Source organism: Cohaesibacter celericrescens (assembly GCF_002866925.1).
In the GTDB taxonomy this organism is placed as follows: domain Bacteria; phylum Pseudomonadota; class Alphaproteobacteria; order Rhizobiales; family Cohaesibacteraceae; genus Cohaesibacter; species Cohaesibacter celericrescens.
Map to the genome: position 1 here is coordinate 238,575 of NZ_PKUQ01000001.1, position 26,944 is coordinate 265,518.

The 26,944-nt window shown below is 49.7% G+C and carries 24 protein-coding genes; 6 read left to right on the forward strand and 18 right to left on the reverse strand.

Annotation, left to right across the window (positions count from 1 at the left end; translation table 11 throughout):
- The first annotated feature begins 3 nt into the window (after positions 1–3).
- Positions 4–1,401 carry an MlaD family protein gene (locus C0081_RS01115; protein ID WP_101531955.1) on the forward strand — a complete coding sequence of 466 codons (1,398 nt, stop codon included), beginning with the start codon at positions 4–6 and terminating at the stop codon, positions 1,399–1,401.
- 65 nt (positions 1,402–1,466) lie between these two features.
- On the forward strand, positions 1,467–2,210 hold the full coding sequence (locus tag C0081_RS01120) for an ABC-type transport auxiliary lipoprotein family protein (protein ID WP_180966694.1): 744 nt from the start codon (positions 1,467–1,469) through the stop codon (positions 2,208–2,210).
- 72 nt (positions 2,211–2,282) lie between these two features.
- On the opposite strand, the gene C0081_RS01125 is transcribed toward C0081_RS01120, so the two are convergent.
- From C0081_RS01125 to C0081_RS01135, 3 genes are all read right to left on the reverse strand, one after another.
- Entirely contained in the window at positions 2,283–3,278 is a 996-nt protein-coding gene (locus C0081_RS01125; protein ID WP_101531957.1) for a glycosyltransferase family 4 protein, read from the reverse strand.
- Entirely contained in the window at positions 3,275–4,084 is an 810-nt protein-coding gene (locus C0081_RS01130) for a UDP-2,3-diacylglucosamine diphosphatase (protein WP_101531958.1), read from the reverse strand. Before C0081_RS01130 ends, C0081_RS01125 begins: the two co-directional genes overlap by 4 nt.
- A 213-nt stretch (positions 4,085–4,297) precedes the next feature.
- Positions 4,298–5,578: an OmpP1/FadL family transporter gene (locus C0081_RS01135; RefSeq protein WP_101531959.1), complete on the reverse strand. Its 1,281-nt coding sequence runs from the start codon at positions 5,576–5,578 to the stop codon at positions 4,298–4,300.
- Between the two features lie 481 nt (positions 5,579–6,059).
- Here C0081_RS01135 and C0081_RS01145 point away from each other — a divergent pair, with 481 nt between their 5' ends.
- Entirely contained in the window at positions 6,060–6,467 is a 408-nt protein-coding gene (locus C0081_RS01145; RefSeq protein ID WP_210200354.1) for a hypothetical protein, read from the forward strand.
- Positions 6,468–6,517: 50 nt separating this feature from the next.
- Here C0081_RS01145 and C0081_RS01150 read toward each other — a convergent pair whose 3' ends face one another.
- Positions 6,518–7,423: a DMT family transporter gene (locus C0081_RS01150; RefSeq protein ID WP_180966695.1), complete on the reverse strand. Its 906-nt coding sequence runs from the start codon at positions 7,421–7,423 to the stop codon at positions 6,518–6,520.
- A gap of 473 nt (positions 7,424–7,896) precedes the next feature.
- Here C0081_RS01150 and C0081_RS01160 point away from each other — a divergent pair, with 473 nt between their 5' ends.
- Entirely contained in the window at positions 7,897–8,814 is a 918-nt protein-coding gene (locus C0081_RS01160; RefSeq protein ID WP_180966696.1) for a DMT family transporter, read from the forward strand.
- Positions 8,815–8,892: 78 nt separating this feature from the next.
- Here C0081_RS01160 and C0081_RS01165 read toward each other — a convergent pair whose 3' ends face one another.
- Positions 8,893–9,129, reverse strand: coding sequence for an HP1242/YdcH family protein (locus C0081_RS01165; RefSeq protein WP_101531964.1), 237 nt, complete (start codon positions 9,127–9,129; stop codon positions 8,893–8,895).
- A gap of 179 nt (positions 9,130–9,308) precedes the next feature.
- Positions 9,309–10,856 carry a 2-isopropylmalate synthase gene (locus C0081_RS01170; RefSeq protein ID WP_101531965.1) on the reverse strand — a complete coding sequence of 516 codons (1,548 nt, stop codon included), beginning with the start codon at positions 10,854–10,856 and terminating at the stop codon, positions 9,309–9,311.
- A gap of 623 nt (positions 10,857–11,479) precedes the next feature.
- On the opposite strand from C0081_RS01170, the gene C0081_RS01175 reads away from it, so the two are divergent.
- Positions 11,480–13,168 carry a methyl-accepting chemotaxis protein gene (locus C0081_RS01175; protein ID WP_180966697.1) on the forward strand — a complete coding sequence of 563 codons (1,689 nt, stop codon included), beginning with the start codon at positions 11,480–11,482 and terminating at the stop codon, positions 13,166–13,168.
- Positions 13,169–13,277: 109 nt separating this feature from the next.
- On the opposite strand, the gene C0081_RS01180 is transcribed toward C0081_RS01175, so the two are convergent.
- The 7 genes from C0081_RS01180 to miaA form a co-directional block, all read right to left on the reverse strand.
- Complete coding sequence (locus tag C0081_RS01180; RefSeq protein WP_101531967.1) at positions 13,278–13,943, reverse strand: Asp/Glu racemase; 666 nt, start codon at positions 13,941–13,943, stop codon at positions 13,278–13,280.
- 63 nt (positions 13,944–14,006) lie between these two features.
- Entirely contained in the window at positions 14,007–14,942 is a 936-nt protein-coding gene (locus C0081_RS01185; protein WP_101531968.1) for a PhzF family phenazine biosynthesis protein, read from the reverse strand.
- Positions 14,943–15,129: 187 nt separating this feature from the next.
- Positions 15,130–16,149 (reverse strand): ketol-acid reductoisomerase, encoded by a 1,020-nt coding sequence (gene ilvC, locus C0081_RS01190; RefSeq protein ID WP_101531969.1) that lies wholly within the window; start codon positions 16,147–16,149, stop codon positions 15,130–15,132.
- Positions 16,150–16,397: 248 nt separating this feature from the next.
- On the reverse strand, positions 16,398–17,141 hold the full coding sequence (locus C0081_RS01200; RefSeq protein ID WP_101531971.1) for a pyridoxine 5'-phosphate synthase: 744 nt from the start codon (positions 17,139–17,141) through the stop codon (positions 16,398–16,400).
- Between the two features lie 40 nt (positions 17,142–17,181).
- A complete protein-coding gene (gene ilvN / locus C0081_RS01205; RefSeq protein ID WP_101531972.1) occupies positions 17,182–17,724 on the reverse strand; it encodes an acetolactate synthase small subunit in 543 nt (180 codons plus the stop codon).
- Positions 17,725–17,810: 86 nt separating this feature from the next.
- On the reverse strand, positions 17,811–19,568 hold the full coding sequence (locus C0081_RS01210) for an acetolactate synthase 3 large subunit (protein ID WP_180966737.1): 1,758 nt from the start codon (positions 19,566–19,568) through the stop codon (positions 17,811–17,813).
- Between the two features lie 309 nt (positions 19,569–19,877).
- The gene (gene miaA, locus C0081_RS01215; protein ID WP_245417823.1) at positions 19,878–20,828 is read right to left on the reverse strand and encodes a tRNA (adenosine(37)-N6)-dimethylallyltransferase MiaA; all 951 of its coding nucleotides are present in this window, start codon (positions 20,826–20,828) and stop codon (positions 19,878–19,880) included.
- Between the two features lie 54 nt (positions 20,829–20,882).
- Here miaA and serB point away from each other — a divergent pair, with 54 nt between their 5' ends.
- Positions 20,883–21,776 (forward strand): phosphoserine phosphatase SerB, encoded by an 894-nt coding sequence (gene serB / locus C0081_RS01220; protein WP_101531975.1) that lies wholly within the window; start codon positions 20,883–20,885, stop codon positions 21,774–21,776.
- Positions 21,777–21,844: 68 nt separating this feature from the next.
- Here serB and C0081_RS01225 read toward each other — a convergent pair whose 3' ends face one another.
- The 5 genes from C0081_RS01225 to C0081_RS01245 all read right to left on the reverse strand — a co-directional run bounded on the left by C0081_RS01225 (position 21,845) and on the right by C0081_RS01245 (position 26,874).
- Complete coding sequence (locus C0081_RS01225; protein WP_245417824.1) at positions 21,845–23,407, reverse strand: Do family serine endopeptidase; 1,563 nt, start codon at positions 23,405–23,407, stop codon at positions 21,845–21,847.
- A gap of 152 nt (positions 23,408–23,559) precedes the next feature.
- Positions 23,560–23,745 carry a DUF2065 domain-containing protein gene (locus C0081_RS01230; RefSeq protein WP_101531976.1) on the reverse strand — a complete coding sequence of 62 codons (186 nt, stop codon included), beginning with the start codon at positions 23,743–23,745 and terminating at the stop codon, positions 23,560–23,562.
- 71 nt (positions 23,746–23,816) lie between these two features.
- Positions 23,817–24,698, reverse strand: a complete 882-nt coding sequence (gene hflC, locus C0081_RS01235; RefSeq protein WP_101531977.1) for a protease modulator HflC — start codon at positions 24,696–24,698, stop codon at positions 23,817–23,819.
- Between the two features lie 2 nt (positions 24,699–24,700).
- The gene (gene hflK / locus C0081_RS01240) at positions 24,701–25,837 is read right to left on the reverse strand and encodes an FtsH protease activity modulator HflK (RefSeq protein WP_101531978.1); all 1,137 of its coding nucleotides are present in this window, start codon (positions 25,835–25,837) and stop codon (positions 24,701–24,703) included.
- A 506-nt stretch (positions 25,838–26,343) separates the two neighbouring features.
- Positions 26,344–26,874, reverse strand: a complete 531-nt coding sequence (locus C0081_RS01245; RefSeq protein ID WP_101531979.1) for a dihydrofolate reductase — start codon at positions 26,872–26,874, stop codon at positions 26,344–26,346.
- Between the last annotated feature and the right edge of the window lie 70 nt (positions 26,875–26,944).

A 26,944-nucleotide genomic window follows, 5' to 3' on the forward strand; every position in this document is an offset into this window, starting at 1 on the left:
CACATGGAAACCAAAGCCAACTTTATACTCATTGGCCTGTTTACCCTGCTGTTGACCGCAGTCGGCTTCGGCTTTGTCTTTTGGATCGCACGTTATGATGACGTGAAGCCAATGAAAGAAGTCATTGTGCGCTTTGAAGGCTCTGTAGCAGGGCTTTTCAAGGGAGGGCAGGTTCAGTTTAACGGCATCAAAGTCGGTGAAGTCTCCAATCTCAACTATGATCCTATCAATCCAAAATATGTAAAAGCCCATCTGCTGGTGGATTCAGAGATCCCGCTGAAACAAGACAGCAAAGTCGAGCTTGCCTTTCGCGGCCTAACTGGCGTTGGCAATGTCGAGATCAAAGGAGGCACACCAGAGCTTCCAGATCTGCTGGATCAGGAGAAAGTGCCACAATTGATCGCCACCAATTCTGCCATGCAGGACTTGATGTCCGGTGCACGGCAAATACTAACACGCGCCGACACTCTTCTGGCCAAAGTAGAAGACGTGGTTGATACCAATGAAAGCAGTATCAAAAATTCAATCAGCAATGTCGAGACCTTCACCGCTGCCCTGAAAAACAATGCCGGCAACATAGATACATTTCTTGCAGATGCCTCTGGAGCAGCAAAAGGCCTGACGTCTTTATCCGCCCGTCTTGAAACACTCAGCGACAAAGCGGAATCGCTTCTGGCCGCAGTTGACCCCAAAAGCATTGAGAACAGCGTCGAAAATGTCGAAAAATTCAGCCAAAAGCTGGCAAGTGCATCCGAAAAGTTTGATGTGGTTGTCGAAGATGCGTCTGAAGCGGCAAAAGGCATCAACCAATTCTCGGCAAGCCTGACCACCTCATTGAGCAAAGTCGATACATTGGTTGAAAGCGTTGATCCAAATGTGGTCCGCACTGCGGTGGCTTCTTTGGGAACCTTTGCAAAGTCTCTCGAGACTTCTTCCAGCGATATTGACGCCATCCTGTCCGAAGCCAAACTGGCTGCCGGCAACATCAATACCTTTTCCCAAACAATGTCGTCACGCACAGAAGACTTCAATACGATCATAACCGATGCCAAACAGCTTGCATCTCGCCTTAACGCCGCATCCAAGCGCGTCGACGGGATTCTGGGCAAAGTTGATGGCATCCTGTCGGATGAAGAAGGTGGCAAAGGCTTGGTACAAGAAGCCACCTTGGCAGCCCGTTCGATTCGCATCGTCGCAGAACGCTTTGAATCGCGCGCTGATGAAATTGCCAGCGGATTGGCCCGCTTCTCGGGCAAGGGCCTGCGTGATGTGGAAGGCATGGTTTCGGAGGCGCGCCAAACACTTCGGCGCCTTGAAGGAGCTGTTGGGAAGCTGGAAGACGACCCGTCAAGCCTGATTTTTGGTGGCAACAAAGTCAAAACCTTCAACCGTCGCCACTAACCCGTCCCAACGCTCACTGCAGCGTGATGTGGAGATGCCTCGTTGAGATCATCTCGGGTGGCACGATGAAGTCTTCTGCAAATATGTGGCAAAATCGCATAAATCCATCAAAAATCCGCCCAAAACGTCAAAAAGAAGTTGGTTTGTCCGGCCACATGGTTAGAGTAGGCGCCATTGGGTTTCGGGTATTTGAGGTTCTGCGTTTGTTTGGTTTTCGGTCATATGCAAGGTATTTTGCCATCATCGGTGCGTGCACCATACTGGCATCCTGCTCGTCCCTCACAGGTGGCAAGGAACTAACCACCTATGACCTCAGCGCGCCGGACAATTTCTCCAATTTGCGAGGGCGGACAAATGCGCAAATTCTAGTCGCAGTTCCGACCGCTCTGAAGTCTCTGGACAGTGAGATGATTGTCGTCCGCCCCGGTGGATCGGAAATAACCTATTTTGGTGATGCCCAGTGGAGTGACCGTCTTCCTCGTGTTGTTCAGGAAAAGCTGGTTCAAACGTTTGAAAATTCCCACCGAGTGCGTTCTGTTGCCAAACCGGGCGATGGTGTTGTGGTCGATTACAAAATCGTCACATCCATTCGTGCATTTGAGCTAAGCGATGAAGCTGGAGCTTCGGCTCACGTGGCTCTTTCAGTCAAAATCATCAATGACCGCAATGGTCGCGTCCGCGCTTCCAAGCAATTCAACGCTACATCGCCAGCCAATCTGAGCAACTCTCAAAAGGGTGTCGAGGCCATCGATCGTGCCATGGATGTAGTGTTACGTGACATCTTGGTTTGGGTGCTAGACACGATTTGATGATGCCCAAAGGCCCGACCAAATAGACCAACAGGCACACTTCACCGACCCACATACATTGTTAGAAGCCAATCAGATTTCAATATTGCTCTGAAACTGCTTTGCGCTGGCTTCCCAGCTAAAACCGGCAGCATAATCAACACAGGCCTGTCTATCGATTTTCAAGGCCTCTCGCACAGCGGTTGCTAAATCGTCGTTCAGCGCACCCACGCTGCTATCACCAATCACATCAAGCGGTCCCATGACAGGATAAGCAGCAACCGGTAGGCCGGACGCCAGAGCCTCTAACAACACGATACCAAAAGTATCTGTCTTGGATGGAAAGACAAATACATCACACGACGCATAAATGGCCGCCAACTCTTCACCTTCTTTCAATCCAAGAAAGTACACCTCAGGGTGTTTTGCTTCAAGCTCGGGCCTCTGGGGACCATCGCCAACAACTATTTTGGTGCCTGGACAGTCGAGTTCGAGAAAAGCATTGATATTTTTCTCCACCGCCACACGCCCGACATACAACAACAAAGGCTTGGCATCGTCCAAAATCTTTTCATTCCGAGGGTGAAACAACTCCAAATCAACACCACGCCCCCAATAATGTAGATCGGTGAAACCTCGATCTTCCAGATCGCGCTTCAAGCTGGGTGTTGCAACCATGCAGCAGCGACCTGCGTTATGAAACCAACGCAAAGCCGCATAGGTCCATGCAACCGGCACAGGAAAGCGTGCTGCGAGATATTCAGGAAAGCGGGTATGATAGGACGTGGTGAAAGACACATGACGCTGCATACAATAACGCCGCGCCCAAAACCCCAGCGGCCCTTCCGTCGCGATATGAACATAGTCAGGCTTAATCGCATTGATTTTCTTGGCCACCCCATGTCCAAGGGTTAAGGAAAGGCGGATTTCCGGATAGGTCGGGCATGGCAGGGTCTTGAAACAAAGAGGCGTTAAGTAGTGAACATCTCGGCCCTGTTTTTTTAATTCCAGACCTAAACGGTCCAAAGAACGCACCACACCATTCACTTGCGGGTGCCACGCATCTGTCACGATTAAAATTCGGGTCATGCAAGAGCCTTGGCTGGCACAGGGCCTGTCAATTTTGGCATAGCACCGACGGTTTCACCCCATCGGATCAGTTCAAACCGGCCGTCACCATGCTCGACAATCGCGGTACAGCTCTCGACCCAGTCACCTGTATTATAATAAGCAATGCCAAATTTTTCGTGCATTTCTGGATGATGGATATGTCCGCAGATCACTCCATCGACATCGAATTTTTTGGCTTCCTGACACAGGGTTTCCTCGAACGTACCAATAAAATTGACAGCGTTTTTCACCTTCAACTTGGCCCATGCTGATAATGACCAATAGCCAAACCCTAACTTGCGACGCACCGCGTTCAATCCTGTATTGATAGCCAACGCAAGCCCATAGGCCCAGTCACCCAAGTAGGCGAGCCACTTAGCATGGCGCACCACCATGTCATACTGATCCCCGTGGATCACCAACAGGCGGCGACCATCTGCCGTTTCATGAATGTCATGTGCCAGCAGTTCAACATCGCCAAAATGCGCGCCGACATATTTGCGCAAAAACTCATCGTGGTTGCCAGGCACATATACCACGCGGGCCCCTTTACGCGCTTTACGCAGCAATTTCTGCACCACATCATTATGGGGCTGCGGCCAATACCAACGGCTTTGCAACCGCCACCCATCAACGATATCGCCAATCAAATAGATCGTATCGGCATCATGATATTTTAGAAACTCAAGCAGCATTTCGGCCTGACATCCGCGCGTGCCCAAGTGAACATCGGACAAAAAGAGCGTGCGGTGTTTAAAAAGTCCTTCGTCACTGGTCTGGGTCATAGATCTGCTCTGAATTGGAGGCGGCAAACATTTGTGACACTTTTTAAGAACCCCGCGTCTCACTTTTGTGACAGCGAGAAAAAAAGCAGTTCAAATGCAAAACAGCCCCCAAGTTAGAGCAAGATAGCGGTCTTTTTCACAGAGAAACCTAGCCAATAAAAAAAGGAGAGCCATTGGCTCTCCTTCAATCATGCGTCTGATTTCCGATCAAATTCAGTATTTTCGTTCAAACGGCTCATCACCTGCAAACAAGGGGGCTGGATGCCACTGATAACGAAGAGAAGCGGAGATGATGTCGGCACTGGAATCGGCCCTGCCCGTATAACTCCCAAGACCATTACTTCCAGACACTTGAACATCATCCTTGATAAACAAATGGCTATATCCGACATCCACGGACAGCTTCTCACTCACGTTGTAGGAGGCACCCAAACTTGCCCAGACACGGTCTGCATCAGGGAGGCGCAGGTTGCGATGCTCGGTCGGAATAGGCGATTTTTCATAACCGACACCGGCACGCAACATCAGATTGTCATCATAGGCATATTCACCGCCAAGCGATGCAAACCAGCCATCTTCATAACCGAAATGCAACGTTGTTCCAGCGAGGCTACCATTAATCACAATCGGATCTTTCAGCGTGCTCCAATCGGACCATTCAAAGCCCGCCAGCAGTGCAAACCGTTTTGATATATCCTGGCGCAGCCCCACCGTAATGCTCGATGGAAGGTTTAAATCCGCAGTAATCGGCGTCCGAGCTGATCCAACCGATGTCAGATATTGGGTTCCGGACAGTTTTAAATTTGTCTCGGAGCGATAACCAACACCGATCGTAGTTCCTTCAAATGGCTTAAAAGTAGCGCCAAGACTAAATGTCGGCGCCCACGCATCACCCTTTAGCTCATGATCATAAACACCCACTTGTGCTGCAGTCATGCGAACCTTTGCATAAGTTACTCCCACACCAACCCCGACACTGAAGGCATCACTGATGCGATAGGCGATATTCGCTTTTGCATCAGTTGTGAAGATTTCGGATGTGGCAGCATGATAGGCAGAACCCGACGGGTTTTTGGCCTTGGTCGCCATGCCATAAGGTGCATTCACACTCAAACCAACATACAAATCATTCATCAGTTGCATTGCGGAATAGGAAGCAGGAATGAGAGCATCCAACCCAACATCGCCGGGGTCCGCAGTGCCATATGGCCCGCTGAGCAAACTAACATCCGTTTTGGGAATAACAGCAGTCAATACGCTTTCGGTGTTCACACCGTCTATCTGTGTGAGCGTAGCTGGGTTCCAGAACGCCGAAGACAGAGCACCACCCGCAGCTACACCTGCAAACGAAGATCCCTGACCAATGGCACTTTGTTCGCGCAGAGCAAAGCCCCCTGCCTGCGCGGCCGGAACGGAAGCTGCGGCCATGACGCTCAAAACGGCGACAGAGGCAACGCTTAATTTTAAGGTTTTTTGGCTGCGATTTTCGGACACTCATTCCTCCAGCATCTTAAAGACATTTGCCATGTTTTTGACAATTGGAAATGAACTTCACATACGCAATTTTATCAAATCAAGCCCTCCAAACGGGCGCCTTTGTCCAAAGGTGTCAAATTGTCGCCATATCGCGCTCTATCGACACAATGAAAACTAACAAGTGTTCATTCGTTAAATTTGTAGCAGTCGCAAATGAGTATATTTTTTTGAAAACAATCAGATACTTACCAAAGAACATTCGAGATTACATAACTAAGCCCCACAGAGCTGACCTTAGGGAATACCCTTACGTCACTGATTTCATTATCTTTATTATGAAAATAAGGGGATAACTTGAAAACCAGGCATTGATCTGCACGATCGAATGCAACGAGTTGGAAAAAATCTTACTGTTTTCGAATCTTTTCAAGTAATAATTGCCTTACTCTTGACACCGTATATTTACGCACAATTTTCAAACCAAGTGAGCATCTATTCAATGAACAAAACATTCATAAAGCTGACATTTGCCGCCTGCTTGCTGGCGTCAAACTTTGTATCGGGAACAAGTCAGGCGCAAAGTCTTCCGCCCGAGCAAATAAAATCTATTCTAAAGCTAACGAAAGCCAATTGGGTTGCCTACCGAAACTACAATGGTCAACAGCTCGTCTATTTCACACATCTAGAAAGCTGGAAATGCGGACTAACCACAGTGCAGTATGGTCTCAACGATCAACCACTCAACAACAATTGGCCACTCGCAAAATGCGACGAAAAGCAGCCCAACCAAGTCACAAAAGAGCGCCCCTATCTGGCCTTCCCGCTCGGACATGTAAAAAGCATTAAGCTAAAGCTTACCTTCATTGACCAAACAGACAGCGAGATCGTTGAATTCAAAGCCCCATAACCATCTAGTCAGAGGGCAGACTGTCAGCAGGTTGCGTTATTGCCGTTTGACTAGAGCGGCTTCACGCGCAATTCAGCCTTACGGGCCAAACCGAGGGCGCGCTCGCGATAGACAACAAACATGCCAGCGAGAATAACGATCGTGCCTCCAATGATAACAGGCATACTGGGATATTCATCGAATACCAAAATCCCGATGATCACAGCCCAAATCATATTCACATAATCAAACGGGGCCAAAAGCGAAGCCTCGGTCAAGCGAAAAGCCTGTGTCATCAGCATTTGGCCAAGCCCACCCATCACACCTGCCAAAACCAACAAACCAATGATTTGCCAATCCGGCAACACCCAGCCCCAAATAAGGCTGACGAGCGAGAAACAAGATGTCGCAACAAAAAAGTAAAAGATGATTGCAGCGTTCGTCTCGCTGCGTGTCATTTGACGAACCATGATTGATGTGGATGCTATGAAGATAGTCGAAATCGCAGCAAAAAAGGCTCCCAACAACGCAACGTCTCCATCCGATTGGGACAAGCGCGGCCACAGAATGATCAACACACCAATAAATCCCGCTGCCACAGCGGTCCAGCGATAAAACCGCACTTTCTCCTTCAAAAATATTGCAGCCAGTGCCACCACCATCAACGGTGATAAGAAAGATATCGCGGTGGCTTCAGGCAATGGCATCAACCCCACCGCAGAGAACCAACAAAACATGCCCGAAGCCCCAACAAGAGCGCGCCGAAAGTGTAACCAAGGCCGTGCTGTTCGAAGGCTGTCGCGTAATTTCCCCTGCATTATCGCAACAATCAACAACGGAAATAGAGCGAAAAAACAGCGATAAAAGACAACTTGCCCCGTAGGAACCGTTGCCGATGCATATTTTATGATTGCAATCATGACTGCAAAAAAACAGGTCGCAGCGAGTTTCCAAACAATGCCAACAAGGGAATTCATGACGCGATCTTTCCAATCATCATGGTGTGAAAGCACCAACATTCCGTTCGTTCCGCCACAGTCGGCTGAACGAGCCTAATCAAACCCGAATTAAAATTTGAAACATCAAAATGAACCCATAGATGTGAAATCAGTTTGACCAAAGGAAGATTTACAATTCTTCACGCTTTGACAAAAAGATCAAGCGGTAAGCAAAAAAAATGCTCATTAACCACCGCCGCACTTATGACACCAAATCCGATTGCTCCAAAAACAGGCTTGGCTGCCCGATGAATAGAGGCAGCAAACGACTGATTAGAACACCTTGGATCTTTACATACTGAATTGATCACTGATAGATTGGCAAAGATCTTCCAACCGACTTCAGCGTTCATCGCTCTACTGACAAACCTCATTGGCTTGTCAAAAAAGCCCCCCGCCTTTTGCAGAGATTCGGCCGCGTTATGACTTCTGTGCCTCAATTCATACAGAAAATGACGGCAGTATTTGAAAGACTGCCCCTGAACATCCGCGCAATCCTGATTATGTTCATTGCAATGATGTGCTTTTCAACAATGTCCGCAACGATCAAAGAGCTTGGGCAATCGCTTCACGTCACCGTAATCATAGTCATTAGACAAGGCTTCATGGTCTTATTCCTCGTGCCACCCTTGCTAAAATCTAGCAAAGGCAAGATAAGAATTGTAAGAAAAGACCTGTTTTTGTTGCGTGCTTTTTTGACATTTTTCAGCATACTTGGTGGGCTGACAGCGATCATCAATCTGCCACTAGCCACAGCGACCACACTGAGTTTCACGCGGACTTTCTTCATTACGGTTTTCGCTGTGGTGATCCTGAAAGAAACCGTTGGCATCAGACGCATTGGCGCTCTTGTCGTCGGATTTACCGGTATCCTGATTATCGCGCGCCCCTTTGATATGTTCAGTGGTGGCTTGGCCGCTCTAGACAACAATATCATCTTTGCAATGGTTGCTGCCGCCACCATCGCCGCCAATCAAGTGATCATTCGCATTCACACACGCTATGACCAACCAACCGTCATGGTAACTGGCCAAGCGCTGCTCATCGGATTGGCGATGATACCCCTCGCCTATCTTTACTGGACAACGCCCAGTTGGAAGCAGATCGGCCTGATTGCGCTAACCGGCGCTTTGGCAAGTTTTGCCCAATGGTTGATGGTGCATGCATTTAAATGGACCAAAGCGACAACACTCGCGCCGTTTGATTATATGCGATTGCTTTTCTCGACCGCCTTTGGCTGGTTCCTGTTTGATGAGTTCCCCGACGGCTATACTTGGCTGGGGGCAGCGGTCATTTTTGCTTCGACCTTCTACATCATGCGCCGGGAAGCCAAGCTCAAAAAGTCAACCACACCGCAAACCGTCGAATAGAGTGGTTTATCAGAAATCAGGACACTACAGACAAAAAGTCAGGCCAAAGCCTGACTTTTCAAACTTGGTCTCCGAGCCTCAGTTTCTGAGTTTTACCGCCACCCGATCCTTCAAAACCAATCGTTGCCTCTTTAGATTGTCGAGATAAAAATCGGAAGCATGGTCTTCCTCATGCTCTATCCGGATTATTTCGCGGTTAACCTCGGTGTAGCGCGCAGCAAGCTTTAAAAAATCCTCATCATCAATCATCAAAGCTTGCAGTTTCTCAATGGCATCAGGAAACTCCTCGCGCAATTTATGCGTTTCGTAAAACATTGCTCTCTCCTCCCGTGGAACACATTTTCAGTCTGCATCTGGTAAAACCCTGACACCATGAAACAGATCAAAATCACAACCAAAAGACACTTAAAACAAAACCCACAAACCACCGCATAAAAAAAGGGAGCAGATTAAAATCCGCCCCCTTCATATCTCACATTTCAAACCGTCAAAGCTTACTCAGCAGCGCTGGTCTGTGCATTCTGAATTTGCTTTTCGCGACGCGTCACCAGCTTGTTCAAGGCCGACACATAAGCCTTGGCTGACGCCACCATCGTATCGGTATCAGCAGAACGACCGGTTACAGTGGTCTCATCTTCGCTCAAACGGCAAGAGACCTCAGCCTGTGCGTCTGTACCAGCCGTCACGGCACTCACTTGATACAGTTGCAACCGAGCGCGATGCGGGAACATTTCTTTAATCGCATTAAAGATCGCATCGACAGGGCCATCGCCAGTGGCTTCCTTGGTTACATGGGCGCCATCCATATCCAGCGTTACGATCGCTTTCTGTACACCGCCAGTACCGGCAATCACCGTCATGGCAATTACCTTAATCTTCTCGGAAGCATTAGAGACCTCGTCGTCAACCAAAGCCTCGATGTCTTCGTCGAAGATATGTTTCTTTTTGTCAGCCAAATCCTTGAAACGGGTAAACGCGTCCTGCAAGGCATTTTCGCCCAACTGATACCCCAAGTCTGACAGCTTTTCTTTAAACGCATGGCGACCCGAGTGCTTGCCCATAACCAAATCTGTACCACCCACACCCACATCTTCAGGCCGCATGATTTCGTAGGTTTCAGCATTTTTCAACATGCCGTCCTGATGAATACCGGACTCGTGGGCAAACGCGTTTTTGCCCACGATGGCTTTGTTATACTGCACAGGGAAGGCAGACACAGCGGAGACCAGCTTAGAGGCACGGGTCAGCATCTTGGTATTGATGCCGGTTGTATAGGCGAACACATCATTGCGTGTGCGGATCGCCATGATGATTTCTTCCAACGCCGCGTTCCCGGCACGCTCACCCAGCCCATTGATGGTGCATTCGATCTGGCGTGCACCACCCTTGGCCGCGGCCAAAGAGTTGGCTACTGCCATGCCCAAATCGTTGTGACAATGCGCCGAGAAAATGGCTTTGTCAGAATTGGGCACATTTTCAATCACGCGGCGGAACAGGGATTCGATTTCATCCGGTGTTGTATAGCCCACGGTGTCAGGGATATTGATGGTCGTCGCACCGGCGTTGATTGCTGCTTCGACACAGCGACACATAAAGTCAAACTCGGTGCGGGTGCCATCTTCGCAGGACCATTCCACGTCATCGGTCCAGTTGCGCGCCCGTGTGACCGAAGAGATCACTTTTTCATAGACAGTTTCAGGTTCCATTTGCAGCTTGAATTTCATGTGCAACGGGCTGGTGGAAATAAAAGTATGGATCCGGCTTTTATTGGCATGTTTAACCGCCTCACCGGCGCGATCAATATCCTTATTGCCAGCACGGGCCAAGCCGCAAACAGTGGAGTTCTTGACCACTTTGGCAATCTCGGAAACAGCTTCAAAGTCTCCGTTGGAAGCGATCGGAAAACCCGCTTCAATCACATCCACACCCATTTCATCCAGCAATTTAGCGACTTGAATTTTTTCTTCCAAGGTCATGGATGCTCCGGGAGATTGTTCGCCGTCGCGCAAGGTGGTGTCAAAGATAATGATATTGTCGGTCATGGGATTTATCCTGAATTTGGCCGTTCCAGCCAATAAATGAAAATTGGTCAAGGCTAGTCACACGGCAAGAATGTCTCTGGCTGCTTTGAAATGTCATCCCCTGAAGATCCGCCGTAAACCGAAGTCAACGCCTGTCGATGTTCAGGGGCAGATTAGGAGTAGTAGAGCGGAGTTTAGACGTGCAGCTGTGGCGGGAGCTTTGGGCTCAACCGTAACAACTTGACCAATTGTGCTCAAAGGAGCGGTCATTTCCGTCTCTCGCATATAATAAAAGAAAAACCTAAGATGGTTTTCATATCTCGATCCATTTGTCATAAACGATCAATACCAACTCCACAAGGCCGAATTTTCAATTTTTTTGAACCCGACAAAAACAATAAATTTTAATTATAGAAGTATAACAAACAATATTAGAAATATTCTAATAGAATAAAAATTACATAAACCGAAAAATAAAAACTATGACGATAATTAAATATAAGAATTCAAGTAATTAATTATATTTCCGAAAATAAAATCAATTTATTAACTCTTTTTGTACAGTAATGAACTTTAGAAATTATACGCGACCAGCATAATAGGACCGAAGGTTTACAAAAATGAATTTCTTGTCCAAGATGAAGATGACACAGAAAGTCACGCTTCTAATCGTCGCCTCTGTCGTGGTTTCGATGGTGTCATTGGCAACTGTTGCATGGATCACTGTCAGCAACAAAGTCAGACAGGACGTTATAATACAACAGTCTACAAGCATACGTGTAGCCGCCCAGGTGTTGGAAACGTCCATCGAAGGTGTGGGAGTCGATCGCACCGGCGATGGCGACATCAGCCGCTTGACAATGCAGACCATTCCCGCTTTTGAAAACCACACATTGATCGACCGAGTTGGTGGTATAACCAACGAAACCGCAACAATCTTTGCTTGGGATGAGAAGACCAAGGATTTCTGGCGCAAAACAACCAACATCGTAAAACCCAATGGAGAACGAGCAGTCGGCACACCGCTTGGCCAGAAAGGCGCGGTCTATCCGATTATAGCCAGTGGCAAAAGCTTCGTTGGCGAAGCTGTTATTCTCGGCATACCTTACTACACACTCTATCAGCCGATATTCTCACCGTCTAATGACGTTGTAGGCATTCTTTATGTAGGTATCGAGCGTTCCAACGTTGAAGCTGTGTTGGGTGACGTGTCCTCCCAAATGCTTCTTTGGGCGTCGATAGTATCTGTCATTATTCTAGCCTTGGCTTTCGCAATCGTCAGCAAAATGATGAGACCACTGCCCGTGATTACCGGCTTGCTCACACTGATCGCAAAAGACGAGCAGCTTGAAAAGATTGACTATCAAGAACGCAAAGATGAAATTGGCGATATTGCCCGTTCTGTCAATGTCCTGAACCAACACAACGCGCAACGCCGCGAGTTGGAGCATCAGAAGGCAGAAACAGATAGAGCAAATATCGAGCGGCATACCAATACACAACGAATTATTGATGCGTTCCAAGGCGGCATTCAATCGGTTCTTGAGGAGTCTGCAGAGAACTCCCGCACCATGGAAGCCACGGCGCAACGTTTGAACGAGATCGCGCTGAACACCACAGCTCAGACCAACGACGCCTCCAAAATTTCCCATGATGCAGCAACCAACGTGCAAGCGGTCGCCTCGGCAGCCGAAGAATTGACAGCGTCAATCGAGGAAATCTCCAGCCAGCTTGGACGCACCCAGCAAGTTGTTTCCACCACCACCAATGAAGCACAAGCAACCAACGAAAAAGTCTCCAGTTTAGACCTTGCTGCCCAAAAAATTGGTGAGGTGGTTAGCCTCATTCAGGCCATCGCCGAGCAGACCAACCTTCTCGCACTCAATGCCACCATTGAAGCGGCCCGAGCCGGTGAATCAGGCAAAGGCTTTGCGGTTGTGGCGGCCGAAGTGAAAGAGTTGGCTAACCAGACATCAAAAGCGACGGAAGAAATCTCAAGCCAGATTTCAGGCATTCAGAGCTCTTCCAAAGAAGCTGTGTCAGCCATTGCTAAAATCACCCAAACGATGGATGAGGTCAATGAATACACCAATTCAATTGCATCCGCTGTAGAACAACAAGGGGCTGCGACCTCCGAAATTAGCAACAATGTTCAGCAGGCATCTCAGGGGACTTCGTTGGTCACTCAGCGGGTCGCCGCGGTTAGCGATTCTGTCACCGATACCCAACAATCAGCCACTCAGGTGCTCAATGCATCTCGTTCATCTGCAGAACAGGCTAAAGATTTGCGTTCGAAAATTGAGCAATTCCTGCAAGAGATACAGGCAGCATAACCCTCAAAATTGCTTGGATTCCAAGATTGCCAAAAGACAAAAACCGCAGTCCCAATGGGGCCGCGGTTTTTTTATGCCTTATCAAATATATTGAAACCAAGAGGCCTCCCTACATGGCAGCCAGATAAGCACGTGTTGCACCAGTGATAGTCCAAACCGAGTTGGCGCGTGGTGACTGACAAAAGGCCAGAGCAGGCCCCATAGACGCCTGCCCCAGAGCAACATGGCTAAAAGCATCAGCTCCAGTCAGAAAAGCATCAATCGCTTTGGCCAAAGCCTGACGATATGCCTCAAGATCACCAGACAGGAACAAAGACCAGACATCAGGCAAAAGAATGACCTTAAGACCAACAGCCTCTGCCCCCATCTCTACTCGGCATTGTTCAAATAGCGTACGCGTGGGGACAACGGTTGTCGGGGCTGCAATAAGAACAGCAACACTCTGCGCCCCCGGGGTCTTCATAGCACCCGCAAAAACCGCCTCTGCTAGTAACCGGTCCGTTCGTTCAGCCGGCACTCCGCTCGCCTTGACACCATCAACCACCGAACTGAGACTTGAACAGGTGAGCAGCAACAGATCAACATCCAAAGCGTAAGAGTGAAGAGCGTCAGCAATTTCCACCGACAGCGCCTCATCGATGCCGCCCTGTGCAGTGGCTTTATCCAACAGGTCCGCACGAACATAATGCGCTTTTGGTGATAAATTAGTGCCGTTAATTGCGTCTTCAAACAAAGGCACCAAACTCTGGGAACTATGGAGAAATGAAAAAGTCAAATGAGCCTCAAATTACAAATGGAGAAGACCTGTTAGCGACAGGATCAGCGAACAGTAAAATAACTAGATATAAAGTACTCCCGAGGCCACAATCACGGCTTTCCCGCCAATGCGTTCCGCGCTCAAACGTCCATCAGCGACTTCAAACTCCAAATTGATGATAGAGGCACGCCCCATCTCAAACCCTTGTTCAATAACGAAGCTGTGCGTCCCTTTCCCTGGCTGATCAAATCGGCAAATACAACCGGCAAAAGCTGCCGCAGCCGACCCCGTTGCCGGGTCTTCTACGATCCCCATCGTTGGGGCAAACATTCGTGTATGAAAGCTGGACCCATGGCGCACGGTCTCGCGTGTATAAAGATAGGCATCATTGTGGTCGTGCGACCCAAAGGCAGTGTTCCAACTGGGCAACACCGGGCTGGCCCGTCCGATCGCTTCCATATCTCGGATCGGCACCATAACAAAAGGCACTCCGGCGGCAAAAACAGTCGGCACGTGATTTTCAAACCCGATGTCTTTGATATGCAGCCCCAAAGCGGCGGCAATCTCGTCTTTCGATCCCAATTGAATATCAAATGGCTTTGACAGGCTAGGCACATCAAATACAGCATCCCCTGCCCCACCTCCTGCGCCATTGGCATAGAGCTTGACCCGTGCGCGAACCAGTCCGATCTTCTCCTCCAGCATCATCACACTGTCCATATCACGTTCAAGGTCAGGAAAGCGCTGAGAACCGAGCAAGACGGCAGCACCGACTGTGGGATGCCCTGCAAAAGGCAATTCACATGATGGCGTAAAAATCCGCAAGGCGGCGTTGTGGGCAGGATTTTTTGGAGGACTAACAAAAACCGTTTCGGAGAGATTGAATTCTCGTGCGATTTTCTGCATCTCACCATCACTCAACCCGTCAGAATCGAGCACCACTGCCAGAGGATTACCCGCGAGAACTTCATGTGTGAATACATCGAGAATGAAGTAGGCGCGCTCTGACTTAGACATTTGGCAAAATCCTCAAACTGACAGGCAAAATTACGGGTGTTCACTAACGGGTGTCCACTATAAGCGCATTGCCGATACAGGAACAGCACACAACGCTCGGTAAACACAAATTACTCTTAATAATCCCCTAAACGAAAAATCCCGGCCATTGGCCGGGATTTCGATCAAGTCAACGAAAAAGATGAGCTTAGTTTTTCTCTTTGTCTACCATTGCTTTTTCTTTGATCCAAGGCATCATTGCGCGCAATTTTGCGCCAACTTCTTCCACTTGGTGTGCATCGTTACGAGCACGGATCGCTTTGAATGAGGTCTGGGCAACTTTGTTTTCCAGCATCCAGTTACGCACGAAAGTGCCATCCTGAATGTCGGTCAGAACATTTTTCATTTCCGCTTTGGTTTCAGCAGTAATAATGCGAGGACCGGTTTCATACTCGCCATATTCAGCCGTGTTGGAAATGGAGTAGTTCATGTTGGCAATGCCGCCTTCATAAATCAGATCCACGATCAACTTCATTTCATGCACGCACTCGAAATAAGCCATTTCAGGCGCATAACCGGCTTCTACCAGTGTTTCAAAACCGGCACGCATCAACTCAACAGCACCACCACAAAGAACAGCTTGTTCACCGAACAAATCAGTTTCGCATTCTTCTTTGAAGGATGTTTCGATGACACCGGCACGACCACCACCATTGGCAGAGGCATAAGAAAGAGCCACATCATGTGCATTGCCAGAAGCATTCTGCGCAATCGCAATCAGAGTTGGCACACCAGCGCCACGCAAATATTCACCGCGCACGGTATGACCAGGACCTTTTGGAGCGACCATGGCGACATCAAGGTCAGCGCGTGGCTCGATCAGGTTGAAATGCACATTCAAGCCGTGAGCAAACAGAAGCAGAGCATTCTCTTTGAGGTTGTCATGCATGTCGGCATAATAGATGTCAGCCTGCAGCTCATCCGGGGTCAACATCATGACAACGTCTGCCCATTTAGAAGCTTCAGCAACGGTCATCACTTTCAGACCTTCAGCTTCAGCTTTCTTGGCGGACGATGAGCCTTCACGCAAGGCAACGGCCAGATTGGTCACGCCAGAATCGCGCAGGTTCAAAGCATGAGCATGACCTTGGGAGCCATAGCCGACGATAGCGACATTTTTGCCTTTGATCAGATTGATGTCAGCATCGCGATCATAATATACGCGCATTATTTCTTCCTTTTCCTAGAGCGTATCCCGAAAATGATTTCACATTTTGGATAAGGATACGCGTCAAACAAAGACTTAAGTCACTCCGCAATGCAACAATTGCGAAAATTGCTCTTATGTCAGCTCATAAAATTTCTCGATCAGCCTCTGAAACAACAGAAACCGAAAATGTTTGAACAGGGCCTAAAAGATGACAAAGCCAAGGTCAAGTCCAAACAAGGATTCAACGCTTCAGTGAAGCGTAAAAATCAAATCTCACCCATCGCGCGCTGAAAACGTCTTACGCTCTCGGCAAAGCCATGGAGCAGGGCGTCGGCAGTAAAACCATGCCCAATGGATACTTCTTCGATAAAGCCCGCCTCTTTCATCAGAGCCGGCAGATTCTCCGGTGTCAGATCGTGACCGGCATTGACACCCAAACCAGCGGCCTTGGCGGCATGAGCGGTTGCCACAACATCTGCCAAATGCTTTTTGGCTTCCTTTGTATCAACCTGACAGGCACCATAGGGCCCTGTGAAAATCTCGATCCGGTCGGCCCCCACAGCAGCAGCTTTTGCCGGTTGGGTTGGGTCGGGATCGACAAAAACAGAAACCCGAATACCGGATCGTTTCATCAAGGCGATCACATCACGCAACAATACCTCATTGACCTCGAAATCCCAGCCATGGTCTGAAGTCGTCTGAGCCGGAGCATCTGGCACAAACAGCACCTGATCAGGTTTGGCTTCCTGACACAGGGCCAAAAATCCTTTGTCAGGATATCCCTCGAGGCAAAGCTCTTTGCCAGCAAAATCCTTCCGGATCATTGCCACCAGATCTCGCACATCTTGTCTGCGAATATGCCGCTGATCCGGACGCGGATGCACAGTTATACCTTTGGCACCCGCTTCCAATGCAATTGCAGAAAGCCCGGTGACACTCGGCCATGGCAGGTCCCGCCGATTGCGCAACATCGCCACCGCATTCACATTCACACTCAGTCGTGTTTTCATAGATTTTTCAATCCAATATCAGAGCAAATCAAGCAACGGATCAGGTTTTTTCCGGACCACGTCGCAGAGCAATCACACCGGTTCTACAAACCTCAACCAAACCGAGAGGCTGCATAATACTGACGAACTGCTCAATTTTCTGCTGACGTCCGGTCATCTCAAACACAAAATGCTCCGCAGTGGCATCAATCACAGTGGCCCGGAAAGCATCAGCAAGACGCAAGGCTTCCACCCGTTTCTCACCTGTACCAGATACTTTGATCATAGCCAATTCACGTTCCAGCGGAGCAATCTGATCAATCGACAAATCCGCCACTTCATGAATTGGCACCAAGCGCCCCAATTGGGAGCGGATCTGTTGAATGACTTGCGGCGTAGCTGTCGTTACGATGGTAATGCGGGAAATATGCTCCTCATGAGAGGTCTCCGACACAGTCAGCGAGTCAATGTTATACCCCCGTCCGGAGAAAAGGCCAATCACTCGTGCTAGAACACCCGGCTCGTTATCAACGAGCACAGACAAAGTATGAGTTTCTTCCACTGTCGACACTTCTTCGATGAAATAGGCAGATCCGTGTTGCATCTTGCCGTTCCTTATATTTGCATATTGCGGGGTGCTTCATCTCAGTAATTGAATAGAAACACACACGCACATCAATGATACGCGGATCAAACCAGCTTCTTGCCAGCTTCTCCGATGGCCGTTGCAATCTTGCCCTCATCTTCGGCTTCATCCGACAACAACATGTCATTATGGGCTCTGCCTGATGGGATCATGGGGAAGCAGTTGGCCAGTTTAGCAACGCGACAATCAAACAGCACAGGTCCGTCATGGGCAATCATCTCGTCAATGGCCGCATCCAGATTATCTGGATGATCACACCGAATGCCATGTGCTCCATAGGCTTCAGCCAATTTCACAAAATCCGGCTGAGACTCGACATAGGAATTAGACATCCGATTGCCATGCAACAGTTGCTGCCACTGACGCACCATCCCCATATACTCATTATTCAGGATCATGACCTTGACCGGCAAATTATACTGGATAGCTGTCGACAGTTCCTGAATACACATTTGGATCGAAGCATCACCTGCGATATCGATGACCAAGCTCTCTGGATGCGCAACCTGAATACCGAGCGCAGCAGGGAATCCATATCCCATGGTACCCAATCCTCCGGACGTCATCCAGCGGTTCGGTTCTTCAAATCCAAGATATTGCGCAGCCCACATCTGGTGCTGCCCCACTTCCGTCGCGATGTAGCTGTCTTTATCCTTGATCTTGGCGCTCAGACGCTCCAAAGCATATTGAGGCATGATTATATCGGCATTCTTACGATAGGCCAGACACTCGCGCTTGCGCCAAATCTTGATCTGCTCCCACCAGTCAGCCTGCGCCGAACGATCAGGCTCCTGCCCACTGGCGCGCCAAATGCGCACCATATCTTCAAGCACATGCCCGACGTCACCCACAATGCCCAAATCAACCCGCACAATTTTGTTGATCGATGAAGGATCAATGTCGATGTGAATTTTCTTAGAGTTTGGCGCAAAAGCATCCAGACGCCCTGTGATCCGGTCATCGAAACGTGCTCCGATACAAACCATGACATCACAATCATGCATCGCCATATTGGCTTCATAGGTGCCGTGCATACCCAGCATGCCCAGCCAATTATCACCAGACGCAGGATAAGCACCCAGCCCCATCAGGGTCGACGTGATGGGAATATTGGTCAATGCAACCAGTTCACGCAACATCTGGCAGGCTTCCGTGCCAGAGTTGATTACTCCACCACCCGTATAGAACACCGGTTTCTTGGCGTTGATGAGCATTTCGACCGCTTGCCGAATAGAGTTAAGGTCGCCCTTAACCTGCGGATGATAGGTCTTGTGACTAATGTTAGATGGTCCCTGATAGGTACCTGTGGCAAACTGCACATCTTTCGGGATGTCGATCACAACCGGCCCCGGACGACCAGAGCGTGCAACATAAAAAGCCTCATGCAGAACGCGCGGCAAATCCTCAACATCGCGAACCAGATAATTATGCTTGGTGCAGGGCCGTGTGATGCCGGATGTGTCGCATTCCTGAAAAGCATCAGAGCCGATCAGGGCTGTCGGGACCTGCCCTGTAATGCAGACAAGAGGAATGGAATCGAGCAAAGCATCAGCAAGTGCGGTCACAGCGTTGGTAGCACCAGGGCCTGAAGTCACCAACATCACGCCGACTTTGCCCGTTGACCGAGCATACCCTTCGGCCGCATGCCCTGCGCCTTGTTCATGGCGCACCAAAAAATGTTGAACATCTTCCTGCTGGAAAATTTCGTCGTAAATTGGGAGGACAGCTCCTCCAGGATAGCCAAATATATGGTCTACGCCCTGATCTTTCAGAGCTTGGATAACCATTTCAGCACCTGTCATCTGCCGTGTCATTTATCCATTCCTTAAATTGACATTGGTTCAAACCAACCAATTGCCTGTCCAAAGCTGCCATTCTTGCGAGCAATAAAAAAGGGCCCCTGAAAGGCCCTAGATGCGCACTACCATTTGCAACGGTTACTCAACCATCGCAGCAGCGCGCCTTCCCACTAGAATCACAACAATATTTTTCATCACAAGTACAGCTTTTCCGTTTGTTTCGAGAGGGACGTTAATCGCTCCAAACTGGCAGGTCAACCCGGAAGGAACAAGATTCTCCGGTCAAGACGCAATTTTAAGCTAGTTTCCCACCTAATTTTTTTCCATTTCTATCAAAAATTGAGCAATTGCGGCTTCAGCTGTTTCAAACTGCGACCATTCGCCCATTTGATTTCGGATCCACGTCATCTGTCTTTTGGCATAGCGACGCGTATCGCGCTTGCACAATCTGATCGCCTCTTCATAAGGCATTTCCCCACGATCAAAAGCCGAAAGATGGGCGACCCCAATCGCTTTCATGGCAGGCAAGTCTGGAGACAAACCAAGGCCCGTTAGATGAACGGCCTCGATGATGCCGCCCAGCTCCACCATCTGATCAAAGCGATTTTCTATTTTTTGATACACTTGAGCGCGGGGTGGATTGAGCGCCAGACACAGCGCATCTTGCGCAATGGCCGGATCTTGGCGCATATCGTCTCCAGCATGCCATTGCGCCAAAGACTTGCCAGTGGCATCCAGAATTTCCAAAGCGCGCAAAGTCCGTTGCGCATCCCCCGGCTTCAGTGTCGATGCCACCACGGGGTCTCGATCGGTCAAAATGGCATGCAGCGCTTCAGGGCTCCCCAGGCGCACCAATTCAGCGGCCCAGAAATCGCGCACCTGTTGCGGGATATCGGGCATCGCATTCAGCCCCTCAAGCAGCGCCTTAAAATAAAGTCCGGTTCCACCCACCAGAATAGGACATTGCCCTTTGCTGCGCACATCCTTTATTGCAGCAACCGCATCATCCAGCCAACGGCCAACCGAATAACGCTCAGACGGGCTAACATAGCCATAAAGGCGATGTTCTACGTCTCCCATCTCGTCAGCGGTCGGACGCGCAGACAAGATCGACATTTGATCATAAATTTGCATGGAGTCAGCGTTGATAATTACGCCATTGACCAATTGCGCCAACTTAACCGCAAGAGAAGACTTGCCGCTGGCCGTTGGCCCCGCTATCAACACCGCAGTCGGTGCACAAGAATTTTTTGTTCCGTCCATAATCATACGGTCTTTACAGCCTCGCACGAGAGGCATTTATCCTTCGGGGGTTCCATGTCCTTCACCTTGACCATTATCAGCGCACCCGCCAATCCTGCCGTTAGCGCCGATCTTGTGGCCAAAATCCAGGCCGCCATCAAGGTCGATACAGAGTTTGTTTGGCTTATGGAAGGGGTCGCTTGCGATTTTATCATCCCGAACCATCCCGACCTAGACAATTTATATGCCCAATTGCGCAGCCTTCTGGCGGACATTCCAGTCGACATAGCACTACAACCCAGCCAAGGACGCCGCAAAAAACTGCTTCTCGCGGATATGGACTCGACCATGATCCAGCAAGAATGCATTGACGAACTGGCCGACGAAGTGGGCCTCAAAGACAAGGTCTCTACCATCACCGCACGTGCCATGCGCGGAGAAATCGAGTTTGAACCAGCCCTTAAAGAGCGCGTCTCGCTACTTGAAGGGCTGGACTTGTCCATCGTCGATAAATTGTTCGCCGACCGGATCACCTATACGCATGGCGGCATGGCCCTTGTCCAGACAATGAAAGCTCATGGTGCCTATTGTGCATTGGTGTCGGGTGGCTTCACGCATTTCACGTCCCGCGTTCGCGAGAAACTGGGGTTTGATGAAGACCGCGCCAATCTCCTGTTGGAAGAAAACGGTACTCTGAGCGGCAAGGTCGGCATGCCCATTCTGGGCAAAGAAGCCAAACGCGATCGTCTGCACGCTTTGGCCCAAGAGCTCAAACTGAACCTGTCCGAAACAATGGCTGTCGGTGACGGGGCCAACGATTTGGCCATGATCATGGATGCTGGCGCTGGCGTGGCCCTACATGCCAAACCCGCAGTCGCCGCACAGGCTGAATTCGTGATTGATCATGGCGATCTGACCGGACTTTTGTTTTTGCAGGGATATAAGGCCGAGGAATTTGTGTTGGGCTAGACGCCATCCAACGAACAAAATGACGAAGGGGCCACAAGCCCCTTCAACCCTGTTGGGCTTTGATCGGATCAATCTTTAGGAGGCAAGCCCCCCTCAGGGGCACTGTCATCAAGCTTGATCGGCACGAACACCAATTCGCCCCCATCCGGTCTTGCCAAAAGAAACACTATGGTGCTTTTGCCTTCTGCCTTGAGCGTTTCTACGCGTTTCACAACGCTCTGAGGTGTCGAGACTATTTCCTGATTGATCTCAACGATTACCATTCCGGTCTGGATGCCCTTTTGACCTGCGAGGCTGTGCGGCTCTACTTCATGCACAACAACGCCTTCAACGCTGTCTCCAAGATTGTGTTTTCTGCGTTCAGCGGGTGTCAGCTCAGACAAAGACATTCCAAACAAGCGGCTTAGTTTATCCGCATTTTTGGCGATTGGCACCTTGCTTTCACTGGCTTCCAAATGGCCTGCAACCACTGACAAGGCCATAAGCTGACCTTTACGGTAAAACTCAACCTCAACCTCGGCACCAATAGTCGTCTCGGCAACAAAGCGAGTCAAATCCCTCACCTCACTGACAGCTTCCCCCCCATACCGGACAATAACATCGCCGGGCTTCAAACCGGCTTTCTCTGCAGGACCGGCCTCATTCACCCAAGCAATCAACACCCCACGCGCATCACTCAATCCCAGCCCTTCAGCCAGATCTTCAGACACTTGTTGAATCCGGATACCAAGCCAGCCACGCCGCGTCTCACCAAACTCTTTCAATTGTGTAACAACACGGCTGGTAATATCGGCAGGAATGGCAAAGCCCAGTCCAATTGAGGCCCCACTTGGGGAAATAATTGCGGTATTCACCCCGACCACGTTGCCATACATGTCAAACAACGGGCCACCAGAATTGCCGCGATTGATGGCAGCGTCGGTCTGAATAAAGCTATCATACGGCCCGGTATTGATATTACGATTGCGCGCAGAAACAATACCAATAGAGACAGACCCACCCAAACCAAACGGGTTACCAATGGCCATAACCCAATCGCCGACACGCACGTCCTTTTCCAAACCGAAGGGAACTGTGGACAGCGGCTTCGGCGTATCCACTTTAAGCAGAGCCAGATCGGTCTTGGTATCGCGACCTACGATTTCGGCGTCATACTGGCCTCCATCAGAAAATTTAACACGGATCTTATCCGCTCCGGCAATCACATGATTGTTGGTGACGATCAGGCCAGACGCATCGATAACAAACCCTGAGCCGAGTGACTGTACACTGCGCTTTCGTCCCCCCTCTTCCTGATTTTTCTCAAAGAAATCTTCGAAAAAATCCTGAAAAGGCGACCCGTCAGGCACTTTGGGTAGAGGTATACTGTCTTTGCTGTCCACCAATGATCGGGTTGAAATATTCACCACCGCTGGAATCAGCCGCTCTGCAAGGTCGGCCACACTTTTAGGCCCCATAGATGTCTGATGAGGCATTTGGCCGGACGCGGCCTGCCCCTGCTCTGCATCTTTCGCATCCACATCGCACGGTAGGCCAGCCATCACCGCAAGAGCAATGGTACCACCTATGAGGCCAAAGCGTCGCAGACCATGAGCGCAATGTGACAATCGCTCCAAAACCAACATCAACATTTCGGCTTTCCTCTCCCGACACCAAAGGCGTGATTTCTCAACTCAAAAAGCAAGAGCATACACAAACTAACATATTGCGCGTAGTAGGCATAAAAAACGCCCCATTGTGCAAGATGACAAAGGGGCGTTTAAACAACAAATCTGCAAGATGATCAGGCTCTTACCATCCAGACAATACCGACACCGATCGCCATTGCCAGCAAACCACCGACACGCAAATTGCTTCCCGGTATTGTGGCAACCTCAATCATCATCCGTTTCATCGACTCTGGCAGGAGGGCATATAACAACCCTTCGATGACAAGAACCAAACCAACCGCCGCTAGGAAATCAGACATCAAAGCCCACTTTCTCCCTATGCAGCTGATAAAGCCCCCTTCCCCTTAGGCGGAGAGAGGAGGCTTCAGCATTATTGGGCAGTTTTTTCCGAAGGAACAGATCCACTGAAGTAGTTGAAGAACTCTCCATCGGGCGACAGCACAAGGCGTGTGTCTCCATTGGAAAGGCTTCTCTCATAGGCCTGCATCGTGCGATAGAATTCAAAGAATCCCGTGTTTTTGCCATAGGCTGCAGCAAAGATACCGTTACGTTCCGCATCACCTTCACCGCGTGTGATTTCTGAGTCGCGACGCGCATTAGCAACAATCACCGTTGCGTTACGATCAGCAATCGAACGGATCTGCAAAGCCAACTGCTCACCGTCAGCACGAATACCGTTGGCTTCCTGTTGGCGTTCTGTCTGCATCTGACGATACACCGCTTCGGAGTTTTCTTTTGGCAGATCTGCGCGACGCACGCGGAAATCGACCACTTCAACACCAAGACGGGCAGCTTTGTCATTCACAGCAACACGAATGGCTTCCACCAACAGATCACGCTTGTCACGAACGATTTCCTGAAAATCAAAATCGGCCGCCACATCGCGCAGGGACGAGCCCATAAAGCCGCTGAGTTGGCTTTCAAAGTTCGGAATGAACTTGGCTTTCTGTTTGAACAGGATGGGGTCTGTGATTTTGTAACGCGTGAAAGAATCGATCAGCAGGCGCTTTTTATCAGACGCGATGACTTCGCGTGCAGACTCTTCAAGATAGCGTGCGCGTTTGTCGATATATTCCACGTTCTGGATGAAAGGCACTTTTACATAAAGACCAGGTTCTTGCACGGCCCGCTCAATACGGCCAAACTGCGTAATCACAGCTTGCTCATATGGATAGACAATAAACACCGAGCTAAGCCCCACCACAGCAACAACAGCTGCGATGATAAGGGAAAGAATTGCTTTACCGGACATAATCAGTTCCCCGCCTTTTTCGTCAGTTCATTAAGGGGCAAATACGGCACGACACCTTGGGAGCCGGCACCTTTGCTATCAAGAATGATCTTCTCGGAATTGCCCATAACTTTTTCCATGGTCTCCAGATAAAGACGCTTGCGTGTGATTTCTGGCGCTTTTTCATATTCGCCAAGAACGTTCAAGAAACGCTCTGCTTGACCGCGGGCTTCTGCAACGGTCTGCTCACGATACGCATTGGCAGCTTCCAAAATCTGAGCAGACTGACCTTTTGCTTCTGGCACAACCTTGTTGGCATAAGCTTGAGCTTCGTTCTGCATGCGCACATTATCCGCCTTGGCAGCCTGCACATCACGGAACGCATCAATCACCTGTTCTGGGGGCTCCACGCCCTGAAGCTGAACCTGCACGATCGCAATACCCGATTGGTATTTATCGAGCATGGCTTGCGTCAGTTCTTCTGCAGCACGCTGAACGGCAACACGGTCACCGGTCTGGATCTCATCCATATTGTTGCGACCAACGATCTCACGCATGGCGCTTTCAGCCACTTGTTTGACGGCCACTTCAGGATTGTCAATATTGAAAAGATATTGCTCTGGATCCTTGATGTTCCACTGCACTTTGAAATCAACATCAATGATGTTTTCATCACCGGTCAACATCAGGCTTTCTTCAGGCACATCCTGCCTGCGAATGCCGCGCTGGGATGCAGATTCACGCGTCCCAATGGTAATATCACGAATCTGGGTCACATTGACCTTTTCAACACGACCAATTGGATATGGGAAATTATAGTTCAAACCCGGGCTAGAAACGCCGACCGCTTCGCCGAGCAACAATTCAACCCCAAGCTCTTCCTGAGCAACGGTGTAAAAACCAGTTACCATCCAGATTGCCACGGCACCGGCAGCCAAAAGGCCAATACCTTTGGCACCCAGAGAACCGCCACCGGATCCACCGCCGCCAGGGAAAACCTGACGCAGGCGCTCTTGGCCTTTTCGGATCAAATCTTCCAGATCAGGAGCATTGGGACCCTGATTTTGAGGGCCTTGACCCCATGGACCGCCATTCTTGCCGCCGCCGTTGCCCCAAGGGCCACCGCCGTCGCCACCACCGTTCTGATTGCTCCAAGGCATAGTCTATCCTTATTCTTGAGCGTTTCCATACTGTCTTGACTTATCAAGACGACAAGGGAACGCCATGTTTCAATAGGTTGCAGCAATTTTCGCGATTTCTCGCCCATCAAAATTGCCCGAGACACCCGTTGAGCTGCTTTTAGCCCACAAACCGTAACATGACCGTAAACAGGTCTTAAATTAATATGGCATCGGCCACACAAGTCGCAAACGCCACTTTGATGACAAGGTGGGAAGCAAGCGCCGCAAAATCAAGAGCTAACTGGCCTTTTCTGCGCGCAAACTCGATTTACCTGAGGAAAGCACGCTTCAATCGGCAATTTGATGTCTATAGCCCCACTGTTTGCAACAAAACAGCATCAATTACGCACACTGAAGCCCCCGCCCCACACGCGGTACCATGACATGCCATGCATTGCCAGAGGCACCATCTCCTGCTTCTCTGGTAAAGTAGATGCGCCTTCCCTAACGCAGGAAAAGCGGATCTAGATAGACAAGACCAAGCCTTAAGAACGCCTCTGACGTTCATACACGACAAAACTCATCGCAGCGCTGTCATTCTCGCCCTGCACGGCCTCTTGGCGCGACGTTTCGTGCCAAATGGCTTCATCAATGGCCGGCAAATGCGTATCACCCTGAGGCTCTGCATGAATATGCGTCACATACAAGCGATCGGCTTTGTCCCAAAGAGCGTTATAGATCGTGCCACCACCGATAACAGCGATCTCATCAACACCATCCAGCAAGGCCTGAGCTCGGGATTGCGACAGTGCATCTTCAACAGATGGCACCAAGACAACACCATCAGCAGAAAAAGCTTGATCGGCTGTGACCACAAAATTGACCCTTCCGGGCAAAGCGCGCCCAATGGATTGAAAGGTGCGGCGCCCCATGATGATTGGTTTGCCCATCGTCATCGCCTTGAAACGTTTGAGATCGCTCGAAACATGCCAAGGCATCCCATTGTCCTTGCCAATGACGCCATTGTCAGCGACCGCATAGTGAAACACCAGTTTGGGTTCATCGTTCAAAGTCATGCCAATACCTGCAATCAGACAGCCACAACACCCGCAACACACGGATGAGAGACACAGTTAGTGAGTTCAA